The sequence below is a fragment of the Streptomyces sp. NPDC001970 genome, from assembly GCF_053594115.1.
The window spans coordinates 178709-200677 of the sequence record NZ_JBSFDW010000004.1 but is presented as its reverse complement, the minus strand read 5'-3'; the positions used below and the strand labels follow the sequence as shown (position 1 = coordinate 200677).

Here is a 21969-nt window from a genome sequence, read left to right as displayed (position 1 = left end):
CACGTGAAGACGGGGGGCAAGGAACGATTCGTCTCGGCGGTGCGCTCAGCGGCGCACCCCCTGCGCGCGGACCTGTGGACGATGGCGCGAGACCCGCTGCCGCGCAACGGCTGGCTCGGATGGCTGCCGCATGCCCACGCGGTGCTGTTCGCGGTGATCATGGGCTTTTCCCAAGAGAACAACTACGAGCAGTACGTCGACACGTCGAGCTTGGTGCTGCTCGTCGTCCTCCAGTCGGCGGCCCTCGTCCTCGCGTTGTCCCGCCCGGTGCCCGGCTGGTGGCTGTCGACGGTCACGCTCTTCCTGACGGCTGCGATCGTGGAGGCCGACGTCAGCCACGACGTGGTCTGGCCCTGGAGCGTCTGGGGCATCGCCCTGCACACCGTCGTGCTGCTCCTCCTCGCGCTGCGGGTCCGCCTCCTGGTCGCGGTCGAGGCGCTGGGCCTCACTGTTTTGTCGGGACTGATCAACATGGCCTTCACCACCCATGGCCACAACGACGTCCTTGAGCGGGGCACCATCGCCTTCACCACCGCGGTGGTGGTCGGCACCTCGCTGCGCACCGCCCGCCTCGCCCGGACGCGGCTGGTCGAGCAGGAGGTGCTGACCGCCGAGGAGCGGTCGGCGCGCGCCCTCCTCGAGGAGCGCAACCGGATCGCCCGCGAACTGCACGACGTCGTCGCGCACCACATGTCCGTCATCTCCATCCAGGCACAGGTCGCCCCTCACCTGGTCGAGAATCCTCCCGCCGAGCTGAGGGAGAACCTCGCGGGCATACGCCAGAACGCCGTCGAGGCACTGACCGAGCTGCGCCGCGTCCTTGACGTGCTGCGCTCGGAGAACCCCTCGGCCGAGGGCGTACGGCACGCACCGCAGCCCACCCTCGACCGCCTGCCCGAGCTGGTCGACAACGTGCGGGGTGCGGGTCTCACGGTCACCACGGAGGTCACGGGCGATCCGCGCCCGCTGTCGCCCGGCGTGGAGCTGTCGGCGTTCCGCATCGTGCAGGAGGCGCTCAGCAACGCGATGCGGCACTCGCCCGGCGCCCAGGTGCGGGTGGCCGTCGGACATCAGCGGTCCTGCGTCACGGTCCGGGTCACGAACACCGCGCCGGACCGGCCCGCCCCGCCCTCGCAGGGCGCTGGACACGGCCTCCTCGGCATGCGGGAACGCGCTGCCATGCTGGGCGGCGAACTGGCCGCCGGGCCCACGCCGGACGGCGGTTACGAAGTGACCGCAATCCTCCCCGCCGACACCACCCGCACCGAGCCGTCCGCCGCCGAACCCGTCGAGGGAGCCCCATGACGACCGCCCAGGCACCTCAGGCGCCCATCCGCGTCCTGATCGCCGACGACCAGATGATGGTCCGGCAGGGCTTCACGGTCCTGCTCAACGCCGAGCCGGGCATCGAGGTCGTCGGTCAGGCCGTCGACGGCCTCGACGCCGTCGCCAAGGTCGCCGAACTCACGCCGGACGTCGTCCTGATGGACATCCGGATGCCCGAGCTCGGCGGCATCGAGGCGACCCGCCGCATCACCGAACCGGCCGGCGCCACCGTCAAGGTGCTCGTCCTGACCACCTTCGACCTCGACGAGTACGTGTACGAGGCGCTGCGCGCCGGGGCGTCCGGGTTCCTCCTCAAGGACGCATCGGCCGACGAACTCGCGCACGCGGTCAGGGTGGTGGCGGCCGGTGACGCCCTTCTCTCCCCGAACATCACCAAGCGCCTGATCACCGAGTTCTCCCGCACCATCGGCGCTCCCCGCGCCCCGCTGAAGGACCGCGTCGGCGACCTGACGGAGCGCGAGACCGAGGTCCTCTCCCTGATCGCGCAGGGCTTGTCGAACGCGGAGATAGCCGTGCGACTGGTGGTCGCGGAGCAGACGGTGAAGTCCCATGTGAGCCGCATCCTGGTCAAGCTGGGCCTGCGCGACCGGACTCAGGCGGCGGTCTTCGCGTACGAGACGGGACTCGTGCGCCCGGCCGGATACTGACCGGAACGGTGGTGTCCCCGGACGGAGCTTGGGGGAGAGCCTGCCGCAACGCGCAAGGTGTGCAAGGAAGGTGGGCTCAGTCGCGGGGGAACTCGTCGGTGGCGAGGGTGAGGCCGAGAGGGGTGTTGGTGAGGTCGATCTCGGCACCGAAGGCAACGGTCGTCTCGATGACGTAGTCACCGTTCTTGGGCTGGGTGTAGACGTGGCACTTACCGACGTACGGGTCGGCGATGAGATAGACCGGGACCTCGGCGGTGGCGTAGGCGGACTTCTTCCGTCCGTAGTCATTGGCGGCGGTGTCCTTGGAGATCACCTCGGCGATGAATTCGACATCCTGGTGACGCCAGCGTCCCTTGTGGTCTTTCTCCGCGTCTTCTCGGAGCTTCGCCACATCCGGGCAGAATCCGTTCAGGTGCCCGGGAAAGTCGATGCGCACGTCCGACTTGACCTTCACGCTCATGCCGAACCTGTCTTCCAGAGCTCGGACGATCCGGCGGATGATCTCCCAGTGCGCATCCCGCTGCGGCGACATGTGGACGGCCCCCTCGACGATCTCGACCTTGTATCCCTCGGGGACGGGCATCCGCTCGAGCGACTCGAACAGGTCGTCCAGAGTCAGCTCGTCGTTCTCGTCGGCCATGTCGATCCTGTCGGTCTCTACGACGGTCATCCTGGCGCTCCTCCCCGGCTGCCGCGTGGTCGCCTGCAGCCGCGCAGTACAACGATACGTACGGCTGTGACGACACGCCCGTACGAGCGCGCGTCCACCCGCCGCCTACTCCTCCCCCAGTCCCTCCGCCAGCACCTCCGCCAGATGACGCCCCCGGACCCCCGCCAGCTGTTCCAGCTGCGTACGGCACGAGAAGCCGTCCGCCAGCAGCACCGCGTCCTCGCCCGCCGCCCGCACGGACGGCAGCAGCTGGTCCTCGGCGCAGGCCACGGACACCTGGTAGTGGCCGCGCTCGAAGCCGAAGTTGCCCGCGAGGCCACAGCAGCCGCCGCTCAGCTCACCCGCCAGCCCCGCGCGTTCCCGCAGGCGGCGCTCCGCCGCGTCGCCCAGGACCGCGTGCTGGTGGCAGTGGGTCTGGCCCGCGACCGGGCGGTCGATCCTCGGCGGGGTCCAGTCGGCGGCGTACTCCTCCAGGGCGCCCGCGAAAGTCCGTACGGAGTCGGCGAGACGCCGTGCCCGGGGGTCGTCGCCCAGGAGTTCCGGGAGGTCGGTCGTCAGCGCAGCCGCACAGCTCGGCTCGAGGACGACGACGGGGGCGCCGCGCTCGAGGACGGGCCCCATGACGTCGAGGGTGCGGCGCATGACCGTACGGGCGCGGTCCAGCCGGCCGGTCGAGACGTACGTGAGGCCGCAGCAGACCCGGCCGGGAGGGAGGGAGACACCCAGGCCCGCCGACGCGAGGACCGTGACCGCCGCGCGGCCGACGGAAGGGGACAGGTGGTCCGTGAAGGTGTCCGGCCACAGGACGAGCGGGGGGCCTGGGGTGCCGTTGCGCCGCCACCACCCGGTGAACGTCGGGCGCGCCAGCGCCGGGATGTCCCGCTCCGGAGCAATCCCCGCCGCACGTTTCGCGAGCGAAGCCAGGGGACGCACGCGCGCCGACGCGTTCAAGGCGCCCACGAACGGCGAAGCCAGGCGCAACCACCCCGGCAGGCCGCCCATCGCATAGTGCGAGGCGGGCCGCACCCGGCCCGCGTAGTGGTGGTGCAGGAACTCCGCCTTGTACATGGCCATGTCGACGCCCACCGGACAGTCGCTCCTGCACCCCTTGCAGGACAGGCACAGGTCGAGTGCGTCCCGTACCTCCGGCGACCGCCAGCCGTCCGTCACGACCTCGCCCGCGAGCATCTCGTGCAGCAGCCGGGCGCGCCCGCGCGTGGAGTGCTGCTCCTCACCGGTCGCGCGGTACGAGGGGCACATCACCCCGGGGCCGGAACTCGGACCGTCCACCCGGCACTTGGCGACCCCGACACAGCGCCGCACCGCCCCCGCGAAGTCCCCGCCGTCGTGCGGGTAGCCGAACTCCACGTCGACCGGCCGACGCGGCAGCACATCGAAGCGCAGGTTCTCGTCGAGCCGTGCCGGGCGCGCGAGGACGCCCGGGTTGAGGCCGCCGGCCGGGTCCCAGACGTCCTTGAACCGGCCGAAGAGCGCGACGAGTTCGTCCCCGTACATCGTCGGCAGCAGCTCCGCCCGCGCCTGCCCGTCCCCGTGCTCGCCCGACAGCGAACCCCCGTGGGCCACGACCAGCGCGGCCACCTGCTCCGAGAAGGCACGGAATAGCCGTACGCCGTCCCGGCCGAGCAGGTCGAAGTCGATACGGACATGGATGCACCCGTCCCCGAAGTGCCCGTACGGCGTCCCCCGCAGCCCGTGCTCCGCCAGCAGCGCCCGGAAGTCCCGCAGATAGGCGCCGAGACGGGCCGGTGGCACCGCGCAGTCCTCCCAGCCCGGCCAGGCCTCGCTGCCGTCCGGCATCCGGGTCGCGGTACCGGCCGCGTCCTCCCGGATCCGCCACAGCGCCCGCTGCTTTGCCGGGCCGGTGACGACGCTCCCGTCCAGCGCGTCGGCGCCCCGCACGATCTCCTCGGCGCGGGCCCTGGCCTCGGCGCCGGTCGCCCCGCCCGTCTCGACGAAGAGCCAGGCCCCGCCGCGCGGCAGCCCGCGCCCCGGCGCGTCCGGGACCAGGTCCTGCGCCATGCCCTCGACCGTCAGCGGCCGGTAGGGCAGCAACCCGGCGGCGGCCTCGGCGGCCGCGCTCTCGTCGGCGTACCCCAGCACGGCGAGAGCCCGCGCCGGCGGCGACTCCACGAGCCGTACGGTCGCCTCGGTGAGCACCGCCAGGGTGCCCTCGCCGCCGCAGAACGCGCGGGCGAGGTCCGCACCGCGCTCGGGGAGCAGCGCGTCCAGGGCATACCCGGAGATGCGCCGCGGGAGCCCGCCGGGGAACCCCGTCCGCAGCAGCGCCAGGTTCGCGTCGACGAGCTCCCGCAGCCCGGCCGGGACCGCGGGCCCCCAGCCCTGGCCGAGCCGGAGTTCGTCACCCCCGTACGTCACCACCGACAGCTCGTGGACGTTGTCCGCTGTCGTCCCCCACGCCACCGAGTGCGCCCCGCACGCGTTGTTGCCGATCATCCCGCCGAGCGTGCAACGGCTGTGCGTGGACGGGTCCGGGCCGAAGGTCAGCCCGTACGCCCCCGCAGCGTCCCGCAGCCGGTCCAGCACCGCGCCCGGCTGGACGACGGCCGTGCGTGCCTCGGGATCCACGGAGAGGACAGCCCGCATGTGCCGGGTGAAGTCCAGCACCACTCCGACGCCCGTCGCCTGCCCGGCGATCGACGTCCCCGCGCCCCGCGGCACCACCGGGACCCCGTGGCTCCGGCAGACCGCGAGCGCCGCCGCGACGTCCGCCGCGTCGCGCGGGGCGACGACGCCGTCCGGGACGCGGCGGTAGTTGGAGGCGTCCATCGTCATGAGCGCGCGGGCGCCGGGCCCGAAGTCCACGTCGCCGCGGACATCCGCCCGGAGGGCACGTTCGAGCTCCCTGCGATCAGCCATGGGCACAGCGTGCCCCACGCTCGATCGGGTGACGCCCGGACGCGCCCGTCCCCCGTCCCGACCGGTGATCTCTTGTCTCATCCGCCGGACAGCACCCTTGGTGACCTGGCGGAACCGACTAGGCTCCGGCTCGTGGCCGATATCCAGATTCCCGCTGACATCAAGCCCGCTGACGGCCGTTTCGGCTCGGGCCCCTCCAAGGTGCGTACGGAGGCGCTGGACGCCCTGGCCGCCACCGGTACGTCCCTGCTCGGTACGTCCCACCGCCAGGCCCCGGTCAAGAACCTGGTCGGCGAGGTGCGCGAGGGCGTGCGCGAGCTGTTCTCGCTCCCCGACGGTTACGAGGTGATCCTGGGCAACGGCGGCTCCACCGCCTTCTGGGACATCGCGACGCACGGTCTCATCGAGAACAAGTCGCAGCACCTCTCCTTCGGCGAGTTCTCGTCGAAGTTCGCCAAGGCGGCGAAGCTCGCCCCGTGGCTGGCCGAGCCGACCGTGATCGCGTCCGACCCGGGTACCCACCCGGATCCGCGGGCCGAGGCGGGCGTCGACGTCTACGCCTTCACCCACAACGAGACCTCCACCGGTGTCGCCGCCCCGGTCAAGCGGGTCGAGGGCGCCGACGAGGGCGCGCTGGTGCTGGTGGATGCGACGTCCGGCGCGGGCGGTCTGCCCGTCGACATCACCGAGTCGGACGTGTACTACTTCGCGCCGCAGAAGTCCTTCGCCGCGGACGGCGGCCTGTGGGTCGCCGTGTTCTCGCCCGCCGCGCTGGAGCGCGCCGCGCGCGTCCACGCCTCCGGCCGGCACGTCCCGGAGTTCTTCAGCCTCCCGACGGCGATCGACAACTCGCTCAAGAACCAGACGTACAACACCCCGGCGCTGGCGACCCTCTTCCTCCTCGACGAGCAGCTGAAGTGGATCAACGGCCAGGGCGGCCTGGACTGGTCGGTGCGCCGCACGGGCACCTCCGCGCGCAACCTGTACGGCTGGGCCGAGGAGTCGAAGTACGCGACGCCGTTCGTCGCGGACCCGGCGAAGCGTTCGCAGGTCATCGGCACGATCGACTTCTCCGACGACATCGACGCGGCGGCGGTCGCGAAGGTCCTGCGCGCGAACGGGATCGTCGACACCGAGCCGTACCGCAAGCTGGGCCGCAACCAGCTGCGCATCGCGATGTTCCCGGCGATCGACCCGGCGGACGTGCAGGCGCTGACGGCCTGCGTCGACCACGTCATCGAGAAGCTGTAGTCACCACCCGCACGACAAGGGGGCCCGGCGGCATGCGCCCGCCGGGCCTTGTCGTGCCGGTTGCGGTCGTCGGCTGCGGTCGTGCCGGTTGCGTGAAGACGGCGTGGAGTCGTCGTGCAGGACGGCCGATAACCGCCCTATCCGGCACCCCGCCGCATCCCTACGATCGGCACGATCCGATGTATTGACATGTTCACGCCTCAACGATCCGCCGGCGTGACATGGGATCGGCTGGACCCCCCACGGTTCACCACGCAAGGCCACCGACCACCACCATCGATCGGAGTACGCATCATGCCCGGTGCATTACGCGCGGGTGCCGCCGCCACGGCGGTCCTCGCCTCCATGCTCGTCGCCGGTGCCCCCGGCACCGCCTCGGCGGGCATCGTGGCCCCGCCCGACAAAATCGTCATCGAGGTCGCCACGGTGAACGGTTCGGGCTGCAAGCAGGGGACCGCCGCGGTGGCGGTCTCGCCGGACAACACCGCGTTCACGGTCACATACAGTGACTATCTGGCGCAGGCGGGCGGGGGCTCGGCGCCCACCGACTTCCGCAAGAACTGTCAGCTCAATCTGATCGTCCACGTCCCGCAGGGCTTCACGTACGCCGTCGCCAGCGCGGACTACCGCGGCTACGCCAGCCTGCAGCGGGGCGCGACCGCCGTCCAGAAGGCCTCGTACTACTTCCAGGGCTCGCCCGACACGGCCGCCAGGAACCACCCCTTCAACGGGCCGTACGACAACAACTGGCAGGCCACCGACGAGACCGAGTGGGGCCAACTGGTGTGGGCCCCCTGCGGCGTCAAGCGGAACTTCAACATCAACACCGAGCTGCGCGTCAAGGCCGGCACGTCCAGCCCGTCGGCGACGAGCTTCATCACGATGGACTCGACGGACGGCGAGATCAACACCGTGTACCGGCTCGCGTGGAAGGAGTGCCCGGAGACCTGATCCGGGCCGGGAGCCGGCCCGCCCCGGACCCCGCGCAGGCCACGGCGCGGGGTTCGGGGCAGGCAGCCCCGGCTCGGCGGCCCGGCCCCGCCGCCCGGGATGACGTCGGGCCCGTTCCGTGCCTCCATGGAGTCATGACCACTTCGACTCCGACCCCGACACCCCTCACCGCGCTGGCCAAGCAGTGGGCCATCCTGCTCACCACCCACAAACGGGACGGCACCGGCGTCGGTACACCCGTCAACATCGCCGTCGAGGGGGACCACGCCTACGTCCGTACGTACGCCATGTCCGGCAAGGCCAAGCGGCTGCGCCGGGACCAGGAAGTGGAGATCGCGCCCGCCACCCCGCACGGCAAGCCGACCGGACCCGAGATCACGGCGCGGATGCGGCTGCTCGACCCGGACAGCGAGGAGAACGAGCACGCGGCGAAACTCCTCGCCCGCAAGTACCCGATCACGCACGGGATGCTCGTACCGCTGGCGCACAGGATGAAGCACGACTCGACGCTGCACTACGAGCTGCGCCTGCCGAGCGACGCCGGCGACCGGACGCCCGACCGCGGCTCGGGCTCCTGACCGGATCAGGTCCTCCGACCGATCACGCCCTCCGACCGGATCAGGCCTTCTGGCCGCGCCCGCGCCGCCGCGACCGCAGGGCCAGCAACACCACCAGCGCGGCGACGACCGCGCCCGCCGGCACGGCGAGGCCCTGGCCGTCCCCGCCGTCCTCCGACGCCGCCGCGTCCCCGCCGCCGCTCGCGGACCCGGAGGACGAGTCGCCGTCCGCGCCCCCACCGCCGCTCCTGTCGACGTCCCTGCGCACGACCTCGCTCTGCCCGCCCTCCGTCCCGAACATGAGGGCCTTGCCGTCCGGCGTGTACGTCACCGACTCGGACTGCCCCTGCAGCGGGGCGCTGACGTGGTGGTCGTCGCCGAGGCGCCCGCCGCTCCACGCGTAGCCGCGGGCGCTGAAGTAGGAGCGCAGCACGAGCTCCTTGCCGTCCGGCGAGAACGCCCCGTCCGTCACCCACGGGACCTCCCCGATCCGCCGGAAGACGTTCGTCCCGCCCGTCACCAGCCGCTCAGGCCCTTCGTAGAGCCCTCCCCTGTCCTCGTTCTTGCTCGCGATGTAGACCCGCCCGGTCTTCGGATGGACCATCATCGCCTCGGCGTTGCGCGGCCCGTCCTCGTACCGCACGACGTACTGCGTCGCGCGCACCGTGATGTCCTTCAGCGAACGCGGCTCGGGAAAGCGGTAGATCCACACGTGGTTCCACGAGTCGGCGTTGTCCCCGATGTCGCCGACGTACACATAGCCGTCCGGCCCGATCGAGATGGCCTCCATGTCGCGCGGCTTGCCGACGCCCCGCAGGGTCACGGTCGCGACGGTCTTCCCCGTCCTCGAGTCGACGGCGAAGACACGTGGCTCGTCCTGGTCGTTGTGCGTCCAGTAGATCCCCGGGTGGGCGCGGCTCGCCGCGAGGCCGCTGGACTCGGTGATGCGCGGGTCCTTGATCGTGAAGCCGTCGTCCCCGTCCGCGGCAGCAGGCACGGCGGATCCCAGGACCATCACGGCGGCGGCCACGGCCGCCCACGTCGTACGCAACGAACACATGCCCCCAAGTGTCCATCGTCACGTCACCGGCCGTGCGGCACCCGGCGCAGGTCGGCCATCATTACCCCCATGCGTTTCATGTTCGTCGGTGACTCCATGACCATCGGACGCGCCGGCGACTACACCTGGCGCTACCGGATGTGGCAGCACCTCAACCGCTCCTTCGGCGGCCCGTACCGGATCGTCGGCCCGCGCACCGAGTTGTACGACACCGTCGCCGCCGCCCCCGTATCGACGGCCTACGCCGACCCGGCCTTCCCCGACCGCGCCCGCAGGCACCTCGCCGGCTGGGGCGAGGGCTGGCTGCACATGGCGCCGCTGATCCGGGAGACGGTGACGGCGACGAAGGCGGACGTGCTGCTCGTCTCGCTGGGCCTGATAGACCTCGGCTTCTACACGAACAGCAGTCAGACCGCCGAGAACGCCCGTCGGTTCATCGCCGAGGCCCGCGCCGCGAACCCTCGTGTCCGGGCCGTGCTGCTCCCCGTCATCCCCAACGTGCGCGCCACGGCCGACGCCCCGTTCGCGGCGGAGTGCGACCGCTTCAACGAGCTCCTCGCCAAGGCCGTCGCCGACCTCGACTCCCCCGCGTCGCCGCTGCTCCTGGCGTCCACGCCGATGTCGTACGACATCCACTCCGACACCTACGACGGCACCCACCCGGGCCCGTCCGGCGAACACAAGCTGGCGGCGGCCTTCGCCGACGCGATGCACCAGGCGTGGGGCGTGGGCGACGCCTACGACCCGGCAGCCGGCTAGGACCGGCCTCCGGCTCGGGGCGGGACCTCCCGCTCGGCTACCAGGTGGCGCCCGCGACCTGCCTGGTCGTCGCGTTCAGGCGGTTGAAGAGGTTCGTCGTGCCGATCATGAGGATGATCGCGGCGAGCTGCTGCTCGTCGTAGTGGTCGGCGGCGTCGTCCCAGATCGCGTCCGGCACCGGGTCGGACCGGTCGCCGAGCCGGGTCGCGGCCTCGGTGAGCGCCAGCGCGGCGCGCTCGGCGTCCGAGAAGTACGGCGCCTCGCGCCACGCCGCCACCGCCGTCAGCTGGTCCTCGGTCACGCCCGCCTTCCGCGCACTGCTCGCTCCGCCCACGACGCAGTAGCTGCATCCGTTGATCTGGCTCGCGCGCAGGTGGACCAGCTCCAGGGTCGTCTCCGGTACGCCGCCCTTCCTCGTCGCCTTCAGCAGATCGAGGATGGCCGGCATGGCCGAGGGGATGACGGTGGCGGGGTTGTTCATCCGAGCCTGCATGGTTTCTGCCCTCCGGGGTTCTCGTCGGTCACCGCTCTGACGGATCGCGCGGAGGGAATGTGACGGGACCGGCGGAACGAATTTCGGGAGTCTTTCCCGCCCCCCTCCCGCGAGGATGCGAACGGTGCGGAGGGAGGTGACCCTGGAGAGGCGGGGGGCAACGCCAAGGAGGACGTCCATGTCCATGATGGACAAGATCAAGCAGATGCTCAAGGGTCACGAGGACAAGGCTTCGCAGGGCATCGACAAGGCCGGCGACACGTTCGACGAGAAGACCCAGAGCAAGTACAGCCGGCAGACCGACGTGGCCCAGGACAAGCTCAAGGAGCAGTTCGGCGGCGACCAGCCCGGCCAGGACCGGCCCCCGCAGCAGCCCTGACCACCGAATGCCCCGTTACTTTGCGTGGCGAAGGTAGGGAACCAATGACCGGGAACACCACCCAGCTCACCGCTCGCGACATCATGACCAGCGGCGTACAGTGCGTCGGCGCGCACCAGTCGCTGATGGACGCGGCACAGATGATGCGTGACCTCAACGTCGGCTGTCTGCCCATCTGCGGCGACAACAACCGGCTCACGGGCCTGATCACCGACCGCGACATCGTCGTCCAGTGCTGCGCCGAGGGCATAGACCCCGCGACGGTCCAGTCCGGCTCGCTGGCCGGCGAACTCCACTGGATCGACGCGAACGCGGGCGCCGACGAGGCCCTCGCGACGATGGAGGAACACCAGGTCAAACGGCTGCCGGTGATCGACGTCCAGCAGGGGCACCAGCTGGTCGGCATGATCACGGAGGCCAACCTGGCGAAGAATCTCACGGACGCACAGATCGCGGAGTTCGCGACCAAGGTGTACGCGAACGCCTGACGCGCCCCAACCACCCGGGACCCCGGAGCAGTTCGGACAGCGCGCCGGGGCCTCGGCATGCCCTGACACGTCCGTACCGCACCACGCCACGGGACGCCGTAGGACGGGGCCGGCCGCCCCGCCCCACGGCGTTCGAAGCACTGCTCAGCCCGCGACCGGTGCCTTGGGTACTGCCGGTGCAGCCGGTGTGGTCGGTGTGGTCGGGAGTGCCGGTGACTTCGGCGCTGCCGGTGCACTCGGGACCGCCGGTGACTTCGGCACTGCCGGTGCACTCGGGACCGCCGGTGACTTCGGCACTGCCGGTGCACTCGGGACCGCCGATGGTTTCGGCGGGGCAGGAGTTTTCGGGACCGCCGATGGTTTCGGCGGGGCAGGAGTTTTCGGCACTGCCGGTGGTTTCGGCGCGGCAGGTGATTTCGGCGCTGCCGGAGCCGAGGCGCGGTTGGACTCGAGGTGGGCGAAGACCACCAGGTTCTCCTTGTAGTCCTTGGCCGTCTTGTCGTACTCGCCGGCGCAGGTGATCAGGCGCAGCTGCGCGGACGGGGTGTCGTTGTAGACCCGTGCGTTCGGGAACTTCGCCTTGCTGAACGTTTCGACGGAGTCGATCTTGAACGTGGCGACGACGCCGTCCGTACGCGTGATCTCGACCTTGTTCCCGGGCTTGACCTCACTGAGTCCCACGAACACGGCGGGGCCGGTCAGGGTGTCGAAGTGGCCCGCGAGAATCGAGGTGCCGCGTTCGCCAGGGGTGGGACCGCGCTCGTACCAGCCGACCAGGTTGTTGTCGTTGGGCGGCGGGGCGTTGAGCTGTCCGGTCGCGTTGAGCTTCAGCGGGGTGAAAGGCGCGTCGACGCCGATGACGGGAATCTTGATCCGCTTGGGGACCGAGCGGGGAAGCGCCGGGCCCGAGCGGGCTTTCGCCCCTGAGGAGGGGCCCGCGGCTTCCGGGGTGACCGTTGCCGAGGGCGCGGACGACCGACCGGCCACCGCCGTGGGGTCGAGCGAACCGTAGACGAGGAGAGCGCCCACCCCCAACGATGCGGCAGGCCACATCAGGGCCTTCCGGATGGACCCGAAGGAGCGTGCGGACCGTTGTGGGGATCGGCCGGACGGCTGCCGGAGGATCATGTGAGCGTGCCTTTCGGTGCTGGGTGAAGCGGTATCAGAAGTGCGGGCACGGATGCGGGTGCGTATGGACAGGAGCAGATACGCCATCGCCGCGGCCACCGTCCTTGGACGACGGCGGCCGCGACATCTCAGTGATGGGCTACTTCACGGGGCGCCACATCAGATCTGGGCGCCACCGTTGGCGTTGCGACGACGCAGCTTGTAGATGCCGGCGCCGATGCCACCGATCATCAGAGCCGAGCCGGCGGCCAGGCTGCTGCTGTTCGTGGCGAGGCCACCGCCGCCGGTGTTGGTGCCACCGTTCGGCTTGTCCTCGTCGTCGTCGTCGTCATCGTCGTCGTCGTCGTCGTCATCGTCGTCGTCGTCGTGGTCGTCGTCGTCGTGGTCGTCGTCGTCGTCGTCATCGTCGTCGTCGTCATCGTCGTCGTCGTCGTCGTGGTCGTCGTCGTCGTGGTCGTCCTTGTCGTGCTTCTTCCAACCACCCTTGTCGTGGTCGTCCTTGTCGCCCTTGTCGTGGTCGCCCTTGTCGTGGTCGCCCTTGTCGTGGTCGTCCTCGGAGATCACGCCGGCCAGGAAGCCCGCACCGGCGTCGACACCACCGTTGGGCTTGTCGTTGTCGTCGTCGTCGTCATCGTCGTCGTCGTCGTCGTCGCCATCTTCCTTGCTGATGTCGATGTCGATGTTGACGTTCTTGTCGTGGTCGTCCTTCTTGTCCTGCTTCTTGTAGCCGTGGTCGTGCTTCTTGTAGTCGTGGTCGTCCTTGTCGCTCTTGTCGTAGTCCTTGTCGGACTCGTCCTTGCTGCTCTTCTCGGACTCGTCCTTGTCGGACTCGTCCTTGCTGCTCTTGTCGGACTCGTCCTTGCTGCTCTTCTCGGACTCGTCCTTGCTGCTCTTCTCGTAGTCCTTGTCCTTGTCGGACTCGTCCTTGCTGCTCTTCTCGGACTCGTCCTTGTCGGACTCGTCCGCGACGATCACGCTGGCGAGAGCACCACCACCGGTCTTGACGCCGCCGTTCGGCTTGTCGTTGTCGTCGTCGTCGTCGTCATCGTCGTCGTCGTCGTCATCGTCGTCGTCGTCGTCATCGTCGTCGTCGTCGTCATCGTCGTCGTCGTCGCCGTCGTCCGTGCTGATGTCGATGTCGATGTCGTGGTCGTCGTCATCGTCGTCGTGGTCGTCGTCCTTCTTGTCCCACTTCTTGTAGTGACCCTTGTCGTGGTCGTCCTTGTCGTGGTCGTCCTTGTCGTGGTCGCCCTTGTCGTAGTCGTCCTTGTCGTGGTCGGAGTCGTCGTCGCGGCTGGCGGAAGATCCGGCGGCAGCACGGTCGTCGGCGACGGCGATCGCGTAGGCGGCGGGAGCGGTGACAGACAGAACCGCAGAGATAGCGGCTGAGATCCACAGTGTGCGGGCAGAGCGCATGGGAGCACATTCCTTTCGCCGCGACTGCGACGGCTGACACATCGTCGGCTCATCGGATCGCAGCAGCGACTTCGACCACCGTCAGCCGGAAACGGTGGGCCCACCACCCGAGAACCCCGCATTCGAGCTACCCCGTGGGCTTTTCGGGTGGCGATCGGGCCGATAATCACCCGTTGGAGGGCCACACGAGCGAGCCTCCCGCCGCGCGGCCGCCCTCCGCCCCGCACTCCCCCGCCCTCTCCGGGCCCGGACACGACATTCGGTGTCCTCGCGCTGAACATTCCTGCGCCGATATTGACCTCTCGACGCCACGCCCCGAAGCTTCCTGCGTCCCGTGACCGTCACCTCGAAGGGTCCGGAGTCGGAGCGTCGCACGTTCCTGGGAGTGGCCGCCGCAGCGGCCGGAGCCGCCGGACTCCCGGCGCTCGAACTCGGCACGGCCCCGCAGGCCGGGGCCGCCACGGCGGCCGCCCCTGCCGTCGCCGCCACCGGCACGCTCGCGGACGTCAAGCACGTCGTCGTCCTCATGCAGGAGAACCGCAGCTTCGACCACTACTTCGGGCGCATCGAGGGCGTCCGCGGCTTCTCCGACCGCAGCGCCCTGCTCCCCGACGGCGGCCGCACGGTCTTCGAACAGAAGAACGGGACGGGCCGTCAGTACCCGTGGTCGCTCGGCGCGTCCACCGGCGGCGATCCCCGCCTCCTCGCCCAGTGCAGCGGGGGACTCGGCCACACGTGGAGCACGCAGCGCGGCGCCTGGAACCTGGGCCTGCTGGACAACTGGTCCGCGGCCGTCGGGGGCGTACGGACCATGGGCTGCCTGGACCGCGCGGACATCCCCTTCCACTACGCGCTCGCCGACGCGTACACCGTCTGCGACGCGTACTTCTGCTCCGCGCTCAGTGGCACGGGCGCGAACCGCGCCTTCCTGTGGAGCGGGAAGATCGACAGCACCCACTACGACGACGGCGAACTGCACGGCTGCACGGCTGCACCTGGAAGACGTACGCCGAGAACCTCCAGGACACCGGCGTGTCCTGGAAGGTCTACCAGCGGGCGAGCGACAACTTCGGCGACAACGCGCTGACGTACTTCGACCAGTTCGCGAACGCGGCCCCCGGCAGTCCGCTGTACGACCGCGGCATGGCCTCCGTGCCCGGCACCAAGCCCACCCATGAGGCGATCGCGGACGCGATCCGCGCCGACGTCACGGCCGGCACGCTGCCGCAGGTGTCGTGGATCGTCGCCGACGCGGAATTCTCCGAGCACCCCTCCGGCGGCCCGCCGGGAGACGGCCACCACTTCGTCAACATGGGGCTCCAGGCCCTCAACGCGGACCCGGACGTCTTCGACTCCACCGTCCTGTTCCTCAACTACGACGAGAACGACGGCTACTTCGACCACGTCGCGCCGCCCGTCACGATCACGGCGAACAACTACCGCTCCGGCGGGCCCTGGACGTACCGGTGCCCGCGGGCGGAAGTGTGGACGACTACTTCAACGCGGTGGCGTACCAGCAGGGCTGGTACGACCTGACGGTGACGGTGAACTCCGGCGCCGCCTGGTCCCAGCGGTTCACCGGGCACATCGAGACGGGGGCGGCGAGCGTCTCGGGCTGAGACCGTCCGCTCCGGCGGCGCCCGGCCGCTTCGGACGCGGAAGCACCGACACGAACGGCCGGGCACTCTTGCCTGGAGTGCGCTCCAACACGTTGGCTTGTGGACCATGAAGTACACGCAGCTCGGACGCACAGGACTCAAGGTCGGCCGACTCGTCCTCGGCACGATGAACTTCGGACCGCAGACCGACGAGACCGACAGCCACACGATCATGGACGCCGCGCTCGACGCGGGCATCAACCTCTTCGACACCGCCAACGTCTACGGGTGGGGCGAGAACAAGGGCCGCACCGAGGAGATCATCGGGAACTGGTTCGCCAAGGGCGGCGACCGCCGCGACAAGGTGGTCCTGGCCACGAAGGTGTACGCCAACATGGGCACGGAGGATGAGGCCTGGCCCAATCACGACAAGCTCTCCGCACTGAACATCCGTCGCGCCGTCGAGGCCAGCCTCAAGCGGCTGCGGACCGATCACATCGACCTCTACCAGTTCCACCACGTCGACCGGAACACCCCGGTCGAGGAGATCTGGCAGGCCATCGACGTACTGATCCAGCAGGGCAAGATCCTCTACGCGGGGTCGTCGAACTTCCCCGGCTGGAAGATCGCCCAGGCGAACGAGCGCGCCGCCCGGCGCGGGACGGTCGGCCTGGTCAGCGAGCAGTGCCTGTACAACCTGGCCGAGCGCCGCGCCGAGATGGAGGTCATCCCGGCCGCTCAGGAATACGGCCTCGGAGTCATCCCCTGGTCGCCCCTGAACGGTGGCCTGCTCGGCGGGGTGATCAAGAAGGAGGTCGAGGGCGGCCGCCGCGCCTCCGGCCGGTCGGCGGACGCGCTCACCAGCACCTCCGTACGCGCGCAGGTGCAGTCGTACGAGGACCTGCTCGACAAGCACGGCCTGGAGCCGGGCGAGGTGGCGCTGGCCTGGCTGCTCACCCGGCCCGGGGTGACGGGACCGATCGTCGGCCCGCGGACCGCGGAGCAGCTGGCGTCGGCGCTGCGGGCGGTCGAGCTGGAGCTGAGCGAGGAGCTGCTGGCGGAGCTGGACGGGATCTTCCCTGGTCCGGGGCCCGCACCGGAGGCCTTCGCCTGGTAGCCGCCCATGGCGGCCGTGCTCACCGACCGATCACGGCCGCCACGGCGACGATCACGAACATCAGCACGAGCACACCGGCCATGATCCGGTTCCTGGTCTTCGGGTCCACCCTTCGAGCGTAACCGCACCGAGAACTTGATCTATCCGGCGGTGTCTCTCATCACCGACGATCAAGAGGGGGTGTCCATGCGCCGGATCATCGAACGCGGCGGACCCGCCGACCACCTGCTGACCGGATCACACCGGATCAACGGGCAGGGCTCTGCCACTCCATGAGGAGTGGCAGAGCCCCTGCCGTCCGCCGCGGGGATCAGCCCTTCGGGGAGATGAACGCCAGCGCCGGGCCGGCACCGATCGGGCTGGACGCGGTGTCCCAGTTGAACCAGGCGGACTTCTGGACCTGGCGGCTCTCGTTCCCGCCGACCGTCCGGATCTGCTTGCCGTCCGCGGAGACCGCGACGACCAGCTTGATGTGGTCGGCCTCGCCGTCGTTCAGGCTGCCGTCGGCGTCGTAGAGCACCGCGTCGCCGACCTTCGGTCCGGTGGTCCGGTACGTGCCGTGGTTGAGGCCGTACGAGCGGAAGCTGATCGCGCCGGCGTTCAGTTCGCCGGTGTGGTCGACGTCGTTGCCGGCCCAGATGTACTTGCCGAACTCGGCGCACCAGGCGTTGCCGTGGACGAAGTCGTAGTCGGAGAAGGGCCGGGTTGATGGCGCTGTACGCGCGCCGCATCGCCTCCGAGCTGATGGAGCGAGCGAACGCGCGCAGCCGCTTCGAGCTGGGCGTACGTTGCGTCCAGCACGGCTGGCTGCCGGCGGCGAACCCCTGACGCGTCCGGCCGGGGGGCGCGCTCGGTGCCGCCCGGTGGGTGGTCCGGCCACGCCGGGGCGTCAGCCTTCGAGCGGCCAGGACTCGACCGTCTCGTAGCGCGGCCGCTCGCCCGCCGTACCGCTCCTGGGCAGATTGCTCCGGAAGAGCACCAGCCGGGACACGGTCCAGGTCGTGCCCTCGAAGCCGGACAGCGCTTCCACGTACGGGCGCAGGTCCGTGTTCTCACGGGTACGGGCGATCGTGAGATGGGCGTGGTAGGCGCGGTGCTCGTCCATCGCCACGCCCGCCCGTCGCGCCGCCGCGTCCGCGCGCTCGGCGAGCATGCGCATCGCGTCGAGCCCGCCCGCGGCCCCGATCCACAGCGCCCGCCGGCCGAAGTGCCCGCCCTCGTGCAGCCGCAGCCGGAAGGACTCGCTGCGGTGGGCGGCCCGCCCGAGCCGCTCGCGCAGCTCGGGCAGGAGTTCCTCGTCGACCTCCCCCATGAAGGCGAGCGTGAAGTGCCAGCCGGGCCGACCGGTCCAGCGCAGCCCGTCCGCGTCGGGGAACGTGTGCAGCCGGTCGACGGCGGCCCCGAGCTCCCGTAGAGCTTCCTCGGGCGGCACGACGGCGGCGAAGAGTCTCATACGGCCAGTCTGCTGCAATCCGCCCGGCCGCACCCCGTGCCTTCGGGACGGTTCACGCCACCGGCGCGAGGGGCTCGCGGGCCTCCTCACGCGCCACGAAGCGCACATGCGGGCGCCCGGACCGCAGATCGAACCGGATGCGCAGACCGCCGACCCGCGCCAGGATCAGGCCGATCGCCACCGCGGCTGTGGCCGCGACCGCGCCGCCCGTCGCGAAGCCGACGCGGGCGCCGTACGTGTCGGTGATCCAGCCGACGAGGGGCGCGCCCAGGGGCGTACCACCGACGAACACCATCATGTAAAGGCTCATCACGCGGCCCCGCACCACCGGGTCCGTCGCCATCTGGACCGACGAATTGGCGGTGACGTTGACCGTCAGGCCCATCATGCCGATCGGGACGAGCAGCGCCGCGAAGAGCCAGAAGGACGGCGAGAGGGCCGCGGCGACCTCCAGGACGCCGAACAGTGCCGCCGCCCCGACCAGCATCCGCAGCCGGGACGAGCCGCGGCGCGCGGAGAGCAGGGCGCCCGCCAGGGACCCGGCCGCGATCAGGGTGTTGAACAGGCCGTACGTACCGGCGCCGGCATGGAAGACCTCGTCGGCGAACGCGGTCAGCCAGATCGGGAAGTTGAAGGCGAACGTGCCGATGAAGCCGACCAGCACGATCGGCCAGATCAGCTCGGGCCGCCCGGCGACGTACTTCAGCCCCTCCCGCAGCTGCCCCTTGCCGCGCGGTGCCCGCTCCACCTTGTGGAGCTCGCTCGTGCGCATCAGCAGGAGGCCGGTGAGCGGGGCGAGAAAGGACAGGCCGTTGAGCAGGAACGCCCAGCCGCTGCCGACGGCCGTGATCAGCAGACCGGCGACGGCCGGGCCGACGAGCCGGGCGGACTGGAAATTCGCGGAGTTGAGGCTCACGGCGTTCCGCAGCTGCTGCGGGCCGACCATCTCGGAGACGAAGGACTGCCGGGTGGGATTGTCGACGACCGTGACCATGCCGAGCATGAACGCGATCAGATAGACGTGCCAGACCTGGACGTGGCCGGAGAGCGTGAGTACGGCGAGGGCGAGCCCGCACAGGCCGAGCGCGCCCTGGCTGAACAGCAGGATGCGGCGCTTCGGGTAGCGGTCGGCGATGACGCCTCCGTACAGACCGAAGAGCAGCATCGGCAGGAACTGCAGGGCCGTCGTGATACCGACGGCGGCGGAGGAGCCGGTGAGGCTGAGGACCAGCCAGTCCTGGGTGATGCGGGCCATCCAGGTGCCCGTGTTGGAGACCATCGCTCCGGTGAAGAACAGCCGGTAGTTGCGGATCTTCAGCGAGCTGAAGGTGCCGTGGCCGGCACGGCGGTCGGTGTCGTGTGTGGGGTCCGGTGCGGGTGCGGAGTCTGCTCCGGGTCCCGTACTCAACAGGGTTCGCCTCCTTGGACTGTCGGTCTACAGATGCGCGAGCTTCTCCAGGACGGGGGCGGCAGCGCGCAGCTTCGCCCACTCGTCCTCGTCCAGGCCCTCGGCAAGCGATGCCAGCCAGACGTTCCGCTTGCGGCGGCTCTCCTCGAGCATGGCCTCGGCCTGCTCGGTCTGGCTGACCACCTTCTGCCGGCGGTCGTCGGGGTGCGGCTCCAGCCGGACCAGCCCTTTGGCTTCCAGCAGCGCCACGATGCGGGTCATCGACGGCGGCTGGACATGCTCCTTGCGGGCCAGCTCACCGGGCGTGGCGGAGCCGCAGCGGGACAGGGTGCCGAGGACCGACATCTCGGTCGGGCTCAGCGATTCGTCGACGCGCTGATGCTTCAGGCGCCGGCCCAGCCGCATGACGGCGGAGCGCAGTGCGTTCACGGCGGCGTCGTCGTCGCCGTGGGAGAGGTCAGGCATGTTCCTTAGAATAACTCATTACCCTGTCTAAAGACCAGCAGGTTTCGGCCCAGCTCGGTGTATCACTCAAACGAGTGAGACGGATCCGGAAAGTGACGCACTGGCCGGTTCCCGCCCGCGACTCTGGCCGACATGTCATCGACAGTGCTCAGCCTGCGGATAGACGGAGAGCTGCTCGACCGGCTCCGGCAGCACGCCGCCAGACGCGGAATGAGCGTCCAGGACTATGTGGTCCAGACGCTCATTCGCGACGACTTCGACGAACGCTTCAAGGCGGCCGTCGACGAGACGGAGAAGTTCTACGGGCTGACATGAGCCCGGCCCACAGGCCGAGAGCCGCCCAGGGCTGCCCTTACGTGAGGCCCAGCGCCGGCATCGCATAGGAGAAGACGAACACCGCCGACACGACGTACATCGCCACCGGCACCTCACGGCCACGCCCGGTCGCGAGCCGCAGCACGCTGAAGGCGATGAAGCCGATACCGATGCCGTTGGTGATCGAGTACGTGAACGGCATCATCACCATCGCGAGGAACGCCGGAACGGCGATCGTGAAGTCGCTCCAGTCGATGTCCTTGACCGAACCGGCCAGGATCAGGAAGCCGACGGCCAGCAGCGCGGGCGTCGCCGCCTGGGACGGAACCATCGTCGCGAGCGGCGTCAGGAACAGCGCCACCGAGAACAGCGCGCCGGTGACGACGGACGCGAGACCGGTGCGGGCCCCCTCACCGACGCCGGCCGTGGACTCCACGAAGCAGGTGTTGGCGGACGACGAGGTCGCACCGCCCGCGGCGACCGCGATGCCGTCGACGATCAGCACCTTGTTGATGCCGGGGAAGTTGCCCTGCTTGTCCATCAGCTTCGCCTCGTCGCCGACGCCCAGGATCGTGCCCATCGCGTCGAAGAAGCAGGACAGCAGCACGGTGAACACGAACAGCGCACCCGTGAGGTAGCCGACCTTCTCGAAGCCGCCGAACAGGCTGACCTGGCCGACCAGGCCGAAGTCGGGCGTCGCGACCGGGTTGCCCGGCCACTGCGGGACGGTCAGGCCCCAGGCCTGACCGGGCAGGTTCGCGATCAGCTGGATGACGAGCGCGACGACCGTCATCACGACGATCGAGATCAGGATCGCGCCGGGCACCTTGCGGATGATCAGCGCGAGCGTGAGCAGCGCACCGAGCACGAAGACGAGGACCGGCCAGCCGCCGAGGTGACCGGTGAGGCCCAGCTGGAGCGGGACGGTGGTGTGCGCGGCGTCGGGGATGCGGGAGACGAAGCCCGAGTCGACGAGGCCGATGAGCATGATGAAGAGGCCGATACCGATCGCGATGCCCTTGCGCAGGCCGAGCGGCACGGCGTTCATGACGCGTTCGCGCAGACCCGTCGCGACGAGCAGCATCACCACCAGGCCGGCGAGGACGACCATGCCCATCGCGTCCGGCCAGCTCATCCGGGGGGCGAGCTGGAGGGCGACGACGGTGTTCACACCGAGGCCCGCGGCCAGCGCGATCGGGACATTGCCGATGACACCCATGAGAAGGGTGGAGAACGCGGCGGTGAGCACGGTGGCCGTGACCAGCTGGCCGCCGTCGAGCTGGTGGCCGTACATGTCCTTCGCGCTGCCGAGGATGATCGGGTTCAGCACGATGATGTAGGCCATCGCGAAGAAGGTGGCGAAGCCGCCGCGGATCTCACGCGGGATCGTGGAGCCGCGCTGGGAGATCTTGAAGTAGCGGTCGAGACGGGCGAGGGCGCCGGAACCGGCGGGACCGGCGGGACCGGACTCCGGCCGCTGCGGCTGCTGGACGTCCGCAGGAGCGGTGGCCGTGGGGGGCATTGCGAGACCTCGTCGGTGTTTCTGGTTCTTGTCCGGTTCCTTGGATG

22 protein-coding genes and 2 pseudogenes are annotated in these 21969 nt (G+C 70.1%); 13 read left to right on the top strand and 11 right to left on the bottom strand.

The annotated features are described in order from the left end of the window. Window positions 1–3: 3 nt before the first annotated feature. Both ACWCP0_RS07545 and ACWCP0_RS07540 read left to right on the top strand, forming a co-directional pair. Entirely contained in the window at window positions 4–1305 is a 1302-nt protein-coding gene (locus ACWCP0_RS07545; protein ID WP_451077923.1) for a sensor histidine kinase, read from the top strand. Further along, window positions 1302–1994: a response regulator gene (locus ACWCP0_RS07540; protein WP_451077922.1), complete on the top strand. Its 693-nt coding sequence runs from the start codon at window positions 1302–1304 to the stop codon at window positions 1992–1994. Before ACWCP0_RS07545 ends, ACWCP0_RS07540 begins: the two co-directional genes overlap by 4 nt. A gap of 76 nt (window positions 1995–2070) precedes the next feature. On the opposite strand, the gene ACWCP0_RS07535 is transcribed toward ACWCP0_RS07540, so the two are convergent. Together ACWCP0_RS07535 and ACWCP0_RS07530 are read right to left on the bottom strand one after the other, a co-directional pair. Further along, window positions 2071–2664, bottom strand: a complete 594-nt coding sequence (locus ACWCP0_RS07535; RefSeq protein ID WP_451077921.1) for a Uma2 family endonuclease — start codon at window positions 2662–2664, stop codon at window positions 2071–2073. A gap of 105 nt (window positions 2665–2769) precedes the next feature. Then, window positions 2770–5562: an FAD-binding and (Fe-S)-binding domain-containing protein gene (locus tag ACWCP0_RS07530; protein WP_451077920.1), complete on the bottom strand. Its 2793-nt coding sequence runs from the start codon at window positions 5560–5562 to the stop codon at window positions 2770–2772. A 132-nt stretch (window positions 5563–5694) separates the two neighbouring features. On the opposite strand from ACWCP0_RS07530, the gene serC reads away from it, so the two are divergent. From serC to ACWCP0_RS07515, 3 genes are all read left to right on the top strand, one after another. Then, window positions 5695–6813: a phosphoserine transaminase gene (serC, locus tag ACWCP0_RS07525; protein ID WP_451077919.1), complete on the top strand. Its 1119-nt coding sequence runs from the start codon at window positions 5695–5697 to the stop codon at window positions 6811–6813. Between the two features lie 294 nt (window positions 6814–7107). Next, entirely contained in the window at window positions 7108–7764 is a 657-nt protein-coding gene (locus ACWCP0_RS07520) for a DUF4360 domain-containing protein (RefSeq protein ID WP_451077918.1), read from the top strand. Window positions 7765–7898: 134 nt separating this feature from the next. Beyond that, window positions 7899–8342 carry a PPOX class F420-dependent oxidoreductase gene (locus ACWCP0_RS07515; RefSeq protein WP_451077917.1) on the top strand — a complete coding sequence of 148 codons (444 nt, stop codon included), beginning with the start codon at window positions 7899–7901 and terminating at the stop codon, window positions 8340–8342. 40 nt (window positions 8343–8382) lie between these two features. On the opposite strand, the gene ACWCP0_RS07510 is transcribed toward ACWCP0_RS07515, so the two are convergent. Next, window positions 8383–9381, bottom strand: coding sequence for a WD40 repeat domain-containing protein (locus ACWCP0_RS07510; protein ID WP_451077916.1), 999 nt, complete (start codon window positions 9379–9381; stop codon window positions 8383–8385). A gap of 69 nt (window positions 9382–9450) precedes the next feature. Here ACWCP0_RS07510 and ACWCP0_RS07505 point away from each other — a divergent pair, with 69 nt between their 5' ends. Next, window positions 9451–10140, top strand: coding sequence for a GDSL-type esterase/lipase family protein (locus ACWCP0_RS07505; protein WP_451077915.1), 690 nt, complete (start codon window positions 9451–9453; stop codon window positions 10138–10140). Window positions 10141–10177: 37 nt separating this feature from the next. Here ACWCP0_RS07505 and ACWCP0_RS07500 read toward each other — a convergent pair whose 3' ends face one another. Further along, window positions 10178–10633, bottom strand: a complete 456-nt coding sequence (locus ACWCP0_RS07500) for a carboxymuconolactone decarboxylase family protein (RefSeq protein WP_351227061.1) — start codon at window positions 10631–10633, stop codon at window positions 10178–10180. A gap of 178 nt (window positions 10634–10811) precedes the next feature. On the opposite strand from ACWCP0_RS07500, the gene ACWCP0_RS07495 reads away from it, so the two are divergent. Continuing rightward, window positions 10812–11012: an antitoxin gene (locus tag ACWCP0_RS07495; RefSeq protein ID WP_451077914.1), complete on the top strand. Its 201-nt coding sequence runs from the start codon at window positions 10812–10814 to the stop codon at window positions 11010–11012. Window positions 11013–11056: 44 nt separating this feature from the next. Continuing rightward, a complete protein-coding gene (locus tag ACWCP0_RS07490) occupies window positions 11057–11500 on the top strand; it encodes a CBS domain-containing protein (RefSeq protein WP_451077913.1) in 444 nt (147 codons plus the stop codon). Window positions 11501–11944: 444 nt separating this feature from the next. Here the strand turns inward: ACWCP0_RS07490 and ACWCP0_RS07485 are convergent. Together ACWCP0_RS07485 and ACWCP0_RS07480 are read right to left on the bottom strand one after the other, a co-directional pair. Continuing rightward, window positions 11945–12628 (bottom strand): annotated as a pseudogene (locus ACWCP0_RS07485) (class F sortase); the annotation flags it as partial. Between the two features lie 159 nt (window positions 12629–12787). Then, window positions 12788–14044 (bottom strand): hypothetical protein, encoded by a 1257-nt coding sequence (locus ACWCP0_RS07480; protein WP_451077912.1) that lies wholly within the window; start codon window positions 14042–14044, stop codon window positions 12788–12790. Between the two features lie 334 nt (window positions 14045–14378). On the opposite strand from ACWCP0_RS07480, the gene ACWCP0_RS07475 reads away from it, so the two are divergent. The 4 genes from ACWCP0_RS07475 (at window position 14379) to ACWCP0_RS07460 (ending at window position 16759) form a co-directional block, all read left to right on the top strand. Then, complete coding sequence (locus ACWCP0_RS07475; RefSeq protein WP_451077911.1) at window positions 14379–15131, top strand: alkaline phosphatase family protein; 753 nt, start codon at window positions 14379–14381, stop codon at window positions 15129–15131. Next, the gene (locus ACWCP0_RS07470) at window positions 15077–15580 is read left to right on the top strand and encodes an alkaline phosphatase family protein (RefSeq protein WP_451077910.1); all 504 of its coding nucleotides are present in this window, start codon (window positions 15077–15079) and stop codon (window positions 15578–15580) included. Before ACWCP0_RS07475 ends, ACWCP0_RS07470 begins: the two co-directional genes overlap by 55 nt. Beyond that, on the top strand, window positions 15550–15663 hold the full coding sequence (locus ACWCP0_RS07465) for a hypothetical protein (RefSeq protein WP_451077909.1): 114 nt from the start codon (window positions 15550–15552) through the stop codon (window positions 15661–15663). The genes ACWCP0_RS07470 and ACWCP0_RS07465 overlap by 31 nt, the downstream gene beginning before the upstream one ends. A 106-nt stretch (window positions 15664–15769) precedes the next feature. Next, window positions 15770–16759, top strand: coding sequence for an aldo/keto reductase (locus ACWCP0_RS07460; protein WP_451077908.1), 990 nt, complete (start codon window positions 15770–15772; stop codon window positions 16757–16759). A 310-nt stretch (window positions 16760–17069) separates the two neighbouring features. Here the strand turns inward: ACWCP0_RS07460 and ACWCP0_RS07455 are convergent. The 4 genes and pseudogenes from ACWCP0_RS07455 to ACWCP0_RS07440 all read right to left on the bottom strand — a co-directional run. Further along, window positions 17070–17420: pseudogene (locus tag ACWCP0_RS07455) on the bottom strand (CHAP domain-containing protein); the annotation flags it as partial. Between the two features lie 228 nt (window positions 17421–17648). Then, a complete protein-coding gene (gene thpR, locus ACWCP0_RS07450) occupies window positions 17649–18212 on the bottom strand; it encodes an RNA 2',3'-cyclic phosphodiesterase (protein ID WP_451077907.1) in 564 nt (187 codons plus the stop codon). 52 nt (window positions 18213–18264) lie between these two features. Next, entirely contained in the window at window positions 18265–19620 is a 1356-nt protein-coding gene (locus tag ACWCP0_RS07445) for an MFS transporter (protein ID WP_451077906.1), read from the bottom strand. 27 nt (window positions 19621–19647) lie between these two features. After that, a complete protein-coding gene (locus tag ACWCP0_RS07440; protein ID WP_351227073.1) occupies window positions 19648–20085 on the bottom strand; it encodes a MarR family winged helix-turn-helix transcriptional regulator in 438 nt (145 codons plus the stop codon). 132 nt (window positions 20086–20217) lie between these two features. On the opposite strand from ACWCP0_RS07440, the gene ACWCP0_RS07435 reads away from it, so the two are divergent. Continuing rightward, window positions 20218–20400, top strand: coding sequence for a ribbon-helix-helix protein, CopG family (locus ACWCP0_RS07435; protein ID WP_451077905.1), 183 nt, complete (start codon window positions 20218–20220; stop codon window positions 20398–20400). A gap of 37 nt (window positions 20401–20437) precedes the next feature. Here the strand turns inward: ACWCP0_RS07435 and ACWCP0_RS07430 are convergent, their stop codons facing one another. Continuing rightward, window positions 20438–21922: an NCS2 family permease gene (locus ACWCP0_RS07430; RefSeq protein ID WP_451077904.1), complete on the bottom strand. Its 1485-nt coding sequence runs from the start codon at window positions 21920–21922 to the stop codon at window positions 20438–20440. Window positions 21923–21969: the final 47 nt, after the last annotated feature.

What these genes read in the sequence shown, in the direction of transcription:
- ACWCP0_RS07530 (WP_451077920.1), bottom strand. Translation starts at nt 5,562, where the DNA reads ATGGCTGATCGCAGGGAGCTCGAACGTGCCCTCCGGGCGGATGTCCGC.
- ACWCP0_RS07435 (WP_451077905.1), top strand. Translation starts at nt 20,218, where the DNA reads ATGTCATCGACAGTGCTCAGCCTGCGGATAGACGGAGAGCTGCTCGAC.
- ACWCP0_RS07460 (WP_451077908.1), top strand. Translation starts at nt 15,770, where the DNA reads ATGAAGTACACGCAGCTCGGACGCACAGGACTCAAGGTCGGCCGACTC.
- ACWCP0_RS07520 (WP_451077918.1), top strand. Translation starts at nt 7,108, where the DNA reads ATGCCCGGTGCATTACGCGCGGGTGCCGCCGCCACGGCGGTCCTCGCC.
- thpR (WP_451077907.1), bottom strand. Translation starts at nt 18,212, where the DNA reads ATGAGACTCTTCGCCGCCGTCGTGCCGCCCGAGGAAGCTCTACGGGAG.
- ACWCP0_RS07480 (WP_451077912.1), bottom strand. Translation starts at nt 14,044, where the DNA reads ATGCGCTCTGCCCGCACACTGTGGATCTCAGCCGCTATCTCTGCGGTT.
- ACWCP0_RS07490 (WP_451077913.1), top strand. Translation starts at nt 11,057, where the DNA reads ATGACCGGGAACACCACCCAGCTCACCGCTCGCGACATCATGACCAGC.
- ACWCP0_RS07535 (WP_451077921.1), bottom strand. Translation starts at nt 2,664, where the DNA reads ATGACCGTCGTAGAGACCGACAGGATCGACATGGCCGACGAGAACGAC.
- ACWCP0_RS07505 (WP_451077915.1), top strand. Translation starts at nt 9,451, where the DNA reads ATGCGTTTCATGTTCGTCGGTGACTCCATGACCATCGGACGCGCCGGC.
- ACWCP0_RS07510 (WP_451077916.1), bottom strand. Translation starts at nt 9,381, where the DNA reads ATGTGTTCGTTGCGTACGACGTGGGCGGCCGTGGCCGCCGCCGTGATG.
- ACWCP0_RS07430 (WP_451077904.1), bottom strand. Translation starts at nt 21,922, where the DNA reads ATGCCCCCCACGGCCACCGCTCCTGCGGACGTCCAGCAGCCGCAGCGG.
- ACWCP0_RS07515 (WP_451077917.1), top strand. Translation starts at nt 7,899, where the DNA reads ATGACCACTTCGACTCCGACCCCGACACCCCTCACCGCGCTGGCCAAG.
- ACWCP0_RS07440 (WP_351227073.1), bottom strand. Translation starts at nt 20,085, where the DNA reads ATGCCTGACCTCTCCCACGGCGACGACGACGCCGCCGTGAACGCACTG.
- ACWCP0_RS07495 (WP_451077914.1), top strand. Translation starts at nt 10,812, where the DNA reads ATGTCCATGATGGACAAGATCAAGCAGATGCTCAAGGGTCACGAGGAC.
- ACWCP0_RS07500 (WP_351227061.1), bottom strand. Translation starts at nt 10,633, where the DNA reads ATGCAGGCTCGGATGAACAACCCCGCCACCGTCATCCCCTCGGCCATG.
- ACWCP0_RS07540 (WP_451077922.1), top strand. Translation starts at nt 1,302, where the DNA reads ATGACGACCGCCCAGGCACCTCAGGCGCCCATCCGCGTCCTGATCGCC.